Genomic DNA, 5,909 nt, shown 5'->3' with positions numbered 1-5,909 from the left:
CATGTTAACCGCTACACCACGGACAATATTTTATGTGTTTTTTGTACTAATCTAAATTAACGCTAAATTTTAATCCTTACTTTTAAAAAAATCTTCCCAGATATTTACACTTTCCACGGGTTTTTCTACAATTGGGTAATGACCAACGCCTTCCATTATCTCAATCTTACAATTTGAAAAGTCGGTTCCTATAGAATTATCTGCATATTTCTTTGTTATAAGGGGATCTGTTGCACCCAGTACAGCAAGTGCCGGCACTTCTGATCCAGTTACCACATTTCTAAAATTTGCATTTATCCAATTGCGAAAATAGTCCTTATATACAATTTCATTACCGATTGTGTCAATAGAGTATTCGACCAATGTGTTTAATAATTCTTGCTCAAGCTCATGCCCACTAACCATAGAGAAAATGCCCGTGAGTCCATCTTTATTAAAACTATTTTCTAAACCCGACTTCGTAGCATCATCCAGTGGGAAACCAGTAGATCCAACAGGGGTAAATGCAGCTATCGACTTGACCTGACCTGTTGAAACCCCAGCTGCATACTGTGCCGCTGCACCACCCATTGAATGACCTAAAACATGAAATTCCTCCCACCCTAAGGAATTAGCAAGTTCCAAACCATCATTAGCCATTTCTGGAATTGTGATATCTCCCCCTAAATTACGCGAAAGACCATAACCACGATAATCCATAAAAGCGTAGCTAAAATCGGTAGTATTTAAGTGGCGCTTTGCCCAGTTCCATACACTACTATCCATAAGCCATCCATGAAGAACGATAACTTTAATAGGACCTGTACCAATAATTTCATGTCCGATGCTCATCAATTAACCCTCCATTCAATTTTTAATCTTCCAAATAATTACGAATCCTTCTGCCCATTGAATATGTAAAGGTAACCTTCCCATACATAACTGAAGGAGTTTCTAAAGGCTGCAGCGGCTTTAATAACGAAGCTGTATCCCCTTCTGGGAAATTAAATTGAATATCTTTAACACTAGCGTCATAAAGCTCAACTGTAAAAGGCAATGGGAATTCCAATAATTCACTAAGTGCAGAACCTCCGCCTTCAGGAAGCGGGAATTGACGATGGGCATAATAATTTAAATGCCCTCCCATAATGCCTATCTGTTCATCACCAATCGTTGCAGTTGCTTTGATGACAGGATGACCATCAACTGTTAAAGTTGACACCAACTGGTTATCGACAATCTCATGTGAGCGGGAACCTGGTAAAGCAGGGATGCCGCAGAATTCACGGGCATACATCCTCATTAAATTAGAGTCGTTCCAGTAATGAGCAAAAAAGCGCCCAGGAATGCTGATTGTTCCATTTTCGGCATAACTGTCATGATTAGCGACTTCAATTGTTAAATAAGTCAGACTAAATGAGCCAAAACCACTGGTTCGACCTGCATCAGGAACCTCATACATGTTCATCTGAACCAAACCATTGGGATGTGGTTCAAGTCCTGGCGGCAATAATTGGCGGAGCGCCTCCGGATCAGCCTTGTAGCCTACAATCAGCATCCAGGCATCCTTTATTAATTGTGGTGTGGGAGGGATTGTCCACTTATTTTTTGGCATTCCCAGGTATGAGATACTTTTTTCCACTTTAATTCCCCCTAACTTTTTTGAAAGGACACCAATGTTACTTTTGTCCATTTTCAAATATTTATGATGCAAGTACCAAGGATATTCAAAATAGAGTGAATATAATAGTTTTAGATTAGGCCTTTTGCCTTTTGGGGTCGAGTATTTCTATTTTAAAAAATGTATAATTGACCGGTCTGCGTTCGGACAGGTTAACTGATGTTATATTTTTGGATTTTCCGATACAAAGCACTTCGAGATATACCTAACTCCTTCGCGGCTTTAGCACGATTGCCATTGGTTTTATGGAAAATATAAATGATATACTCACGATCACTTATTTTTTCTTCACATTGTTCCAATCCTTAAAACTCATGAGCATGAACTGAATCAAAGTTATCCTCATCGTGCAGATAAACAATTCGTTCAATTACATTCCTCAGCTCCCTTAAATTCCCCGGCCATGTATGTTGTTGAAATATACTAATTGCTTTTGGAGTAAGAGAGTAGGTATTCGTTGCACTTTTTCACAGGCTTCGTTTAACATCGCATTCAAAATGCTGTCTAAATCATCAATTCTTTCTCTTAAAGAAGGGATTTTTATAATAAAAACGTTTAACCGGTAATAAAGATCTTCTCGAACATTCTCCTCTTTCCACTAGTTCTTTCTTTTTTTATTTGTAGCAGCTAAAAAACGCACATCGACTGGAATCGGTGTAATACCCCCACCTTTTACTACTTGCTTCTCTTCCAAAGTTCTAAGAAGAGTAGCTTGTAAATCAAGCGGTAAATCTGCTATTTCATCCAAGAATATTGTGCCTTCGTTAGACGCTTCAATTTTTCCTTGTTTACCTTTTTGTTTAGCACCTGTAGGCCCCGCCTTCATAACCGAACAATTCTGAAGTAATTAGTTCTCGAGGCAATGCTGCACAATTAATTGCAGTATAAGGATGATCCCTTCTTTTGCTTTGTTTGTGAATAAAACGTGCCATAAAATCTTTCCCGACTCCACTTTCCCCCTGTATAAGAATGCTTGCATCACTTTTTGATATCTTTATAGCTGTTTGAATGGTCTTCGCGAAAGCGGCATTTTTAGTATTAAAAGCAAAGTAATCTTGATTGGCTTTATTATTTGCTAAGATTAACTTGGGTTTAGGATTAATAAATATGACGGTCGCTATCTGTTTATCTCGACTCGATACTTCTTCAGATTCGATTAAACATTTCTTCCCATTGACTTTTCCTTATATGTTGAAAATCATACAAACAACTATTTACTTTCTGATATCGGTGAGGGTTATTACCTAATTATTTTTTTCAATAATAACAGTCAATTTCAAATTTACACCAAATTTAAAGAATTTTTGTGTAATCTCTCAAAGATCATTGAAATTCCCTCAGGCTTTAAAATTGGTTGTAGTATAAAAGAAAGTCAACTTTGTAAAATTTCAAATGCGTTAAATTCATCAAAAAGAGCAATTCTTCTTGGAAAAGAATTTTATCCAGAAAGAAGCATTTTTCTTTACGACGACTTTTTCGAGATTCGTATAATCATGAGTTTGTTGAATACCCCAGAACATGAACTAATTAGATCAACTATTATCGAGCCTATAGAAAGCTACGATAAAAAATATAAATCATACTTAATAGAAACGCTGGAAACTTGTCTTAATACCTCTTCATTACGAGAAGCTTCTGAAAAACTTTTTATCCATAACAGTACATTACGGTACAGATTTGAAAAAATTCATGAATTAACTGGTGTAAACTTCTTTTCTAACTTAGGAAGGTATTCATTAACCAACGCTTTTTTACTGCTAAAGTTGGAAAATATCTTTGGAGTTGGTATAAAACAAGATTAGTTTTGAGTCATAGATCTCCTAAAAGTAAAAAGCCATTGAAGAAGCATTCGATGAATAAACCATTCTTAGAAACTGCTATGCCTTTGAACGAACGAATCCGATGCAAAATAAAAAGCCTCAAAAAGAGGCCGTTGTTGAAAATGCATCTTCATGTGTGATGCTTTCTGAAAAAAACATTAAATTCGAGCTCCTATCGAGCCATTACCTAGAAGCTTGAATGTTAAAAAGGGATTTTAACTCTTCCCCCGAACCCGCTTACATCCCTAAAGAGCAAGAAATAGCAAGTGCATGGGAGCTACTGTCGATATAAAGTGGCATTCAACTGTTACTCCTCTTCAAAATTTGTGCAATTTCTTATTTTGATAATAATTCGTTGGAAAGCCTCCTTGATATGATTTTTTCCTTTTCGATGGCCAGCTTCAACACCCTCTCATTCAACCAAGAGGTTATTTTTTTGTTCAAACTCCATATTTATTCTGCCCCGTTAGTACAAATAGACAAAAATAAAGAGCTGCTGTAACAATCTGCTTACAACAGATTACTCAGTAGCCCCCACCGATAAATTAACCTTGCCAATATCTTTTCTTATGAGACTAATTTTAAACATAATCACAGGATAGATGGTTATTAATAGGTAGTCATAAAAATCATTTCTCTTATTTCTTTGAAACAGAATATTCTTTTTCAATTTTTGGTTTAACACCGGATATCATGTTGTTAACTGCACTAAACAAAGCTTTTACAGAGGAGGTCATAATATCAGCATCAATCCCACAGCCCCAATAAATAGCCCCATCCAAAGCAGTAAAACCTACATAGGATACAGCATTTGCTCCCGAGCCTATTTCTAACGCATGCTCCTTATAGACTAAATCATTGTAATTAATGCCTAGTGTAGTTTGGAGAACATTGCTGATTGCGTCCAATCTTCCATTCCCAACACCGATAAATTCATGAACTTCGTTATCTATTCTGATCGATACACTGGTTTCGTAATTATTATTTTGAGTAAATCTGTAATTGATAAACTCAACAGGGGTATTAATATTCACATATTCGTTAAGGAAAATGTCATAGATTTCATTCGGCATAAGCTCCTTGTGCAAACGGTCCGATACATTTTTGACAGTGTATCCGAAGCTTTCACGCATTTCCATAGGCAAATCAAGCCCATAATTCTGCATAAGCACATATCCGATTCCCCCTTTACCGGATTGGCTATTAATACGAATAATGTCTCCTTCATACCGTCTTCCAATATCTTTTGGATCAATCAATAGATAAGGTACTGTCCAATACTGACGTTCTCTTTCCTCACGCCATTTCATCCCTTTGGCAATTGCATCCTGATGGGAACCTGAAAACGCAGTAAAGACGAGTTCACCGCCATATGGATGTCTTTCATGAACTTTCATTCTTGTCAATTTTTCGTACTTGGACAGTATGTCAGGGATATTTTCAAGATTAAGCTTTGGATTTACGCCATGCGAAAACATATTTAATGCAAGCGTTACAATGTCTACGTTTCCTGTTCTTTCTCCATTTCCAAACAGTGTTCCTTCAACTCTCTGTGCTCCGGCAAGCATTCCTAGTTCTGCATCTGCAACACCCGTTCCCCTGTCATTGTGCGGATGGAGTGACAGGATTACGTTGTCCCGGTAGTTCAGATGGTCACTCATATACTCAATTTGACTTGCGTAAACGTGAGGCATTGACATGGATACTGTAGCTGGAAGGTTGATAATTACCTTGTTTTCAGGAGTAGGGTGCCATATATTAAGCACTTGATTGCATATTTTCAATGCGAACTCCATCTCTGTTCCAGTAAAGCTTTCCGGTGAATACTGAAACTGGAAATCCCCATCGGTTTCTGGCAGCGTATTTCTTTAGCAGTTTTGCCCCAGTTACTGCAATGTCGATTATTTCATCCTCCGTTTTTTTGAAAACCTGCTCACGTTGTGCCACAGATGTAGAATTATAAAGGTGCACCACAGCTTTATTAACACCTTGAAGCGATTCAAACGTTTTTCTTATAATATGTTCTCTTGACTGAGTTAACACTTGAATCGTCACATCATCCGGAATCAAATCTTGTGCAATCAATGTACGTAAAAAAGTGTATTCTGTATCCGATGCAGCAGGGAACCCAACTTCTATTTCCTTGAAACCTACTTCCAAAAGCAATTGAAAATATTCCAGCTTCTCCTCGAGACTCATAGGCACGACCAAAACCTGATTTCCATCTCGAAGATCAACACTGCACCATGAAGGAGCTTCCGCAATGTACTCCTTCTCTGTCCATTTCAAGCTTTTAACTGGAGGCATAAAATAACTTCTGGAATACTTTTCAATATTTCTCATTTTGATTACCACCTTTTTACTTAGTATTTAGTTTGTTTAAAATAAAAAGCCTATCATCTCATAAGTGAACTGCCCCGTAAATGTTA

6 protein-coding genes and 2 pseudogenes are annotated in these 5,909 nt (G+C 37.2%); 1 reads left to right on the top strand and 7 read right to left on the bottom strand.

Annotated elements, in window-relative coordinates:
- Positions 1–69 precede the first annotated feature (69 nt).
- The 6 genes and pseudogenes from CUU64_RS21625 to CUU64_RS23310 form a co-directional block, all read right to left on the bottom strand.
- Entirely contained in the window at positions 70–831 is a 762-nt protein-coding gene (locus tag CUU64_RS21625; RefSeq protein ID WP_101635736.1) for an alpha/beta fold hydrolase, read from the bottom strand.
- 22 nt (positions 832–853) lie between these two features.
- A complete protein-coding gene (locus tag CUU64_RS21620; RefSeq protein ID WP_219621886.1) occupies positions 854–1,621 on the bottom strand; it encodes an acetoacetate decarboxylase family protein in 768 nt (255 codons plus the stop codon).
- 191 nt (positions 1,622–1,812) lie between these two features.
- On the bottom strand, positions 1,813–1,962 hold the full coding sequence (locus CUU64_RS23315) for a helix-turn-helix domain-containing protein (protein WP_101635735.1): 150 nt from the start codon (positions 1,960–1,962) through the stop codon (positions 1,813–1,815).
- Between the two features lie 3 nt (positions 1,963–1,965).
- Positions 1,966–2,097: pseudogene (locus tag CUU64_RS23385) on the bottom strand (AAA-type ATPase lid domain-containing protein); the annotation flags it as partial.
- Positions 2,098–2,258: 161 nt separating this feature from the next.
- The gene (locus CUU64_RS21610; RefSeq protein ID WP_101635734.1) at positions 2,259–2,486 is read right to left on the bottom strand and encodes a sigma 54-interacting transcriptional regulator; all 228 of its coding nucleotides are present in this window, start codon (positions 2,484–2,486) and stop codon (positions 2,259–2,261) included.
- Complete coding sequence (locus CUU64_RS23310; protein ID WP_374702746.1) at positions 2,461–2,652, bottom strand: sigma 54-interacting transcriptional regulator; 192 nt, start codon at positions 2,650–2,652, stop codon at positions 2,461–2,463. The genes CUU64_RS21610 and CUU64_RS23310 overlap by 26 nt, the downstream gene beginning before the upstream one ends.
- A gap of 501 nt (positions 2,653–3,153) precedes the next feature.
- Between CUU64_RS23310 and CUU64_RS23305 the strand changes: the two genes are divergently transcribed.
- Positions 3,154–3,462, top strand: a complete 309-nt coding sequence (locus CUU64_RS23305; protein WP_142383671.1) for a helix-turn-helix domain-containing protein — start codon at positions 3,154–3,156, stop codon at positions 3,460–3,462.
- Between the two features lie 656 nt (positions 3,463–4,118).
- On the opposite strand, the pseudogene CUU64_RS21595 reads toward CUU64_RS23305, so the two are convergent.
- Positions 4,119–5,823: pseudogene (locus CUU64_RS21595) on the bottom strand (2-isopropylmalate synthase).
- Positions 5,824–5,909 lie beyond the last annotated feature (86 nt).

This window comes from Bacillus sp. V5-8f (genome assembly GCF_002863565.1).
Classification (GTDB): Bacteria; Bacillota; Bacilli; order Bacillales; family DSM-1321; genus Peribacillus.
This window is presented reverse-complemented; position numbering and strand designations above follow the sequence as displayed.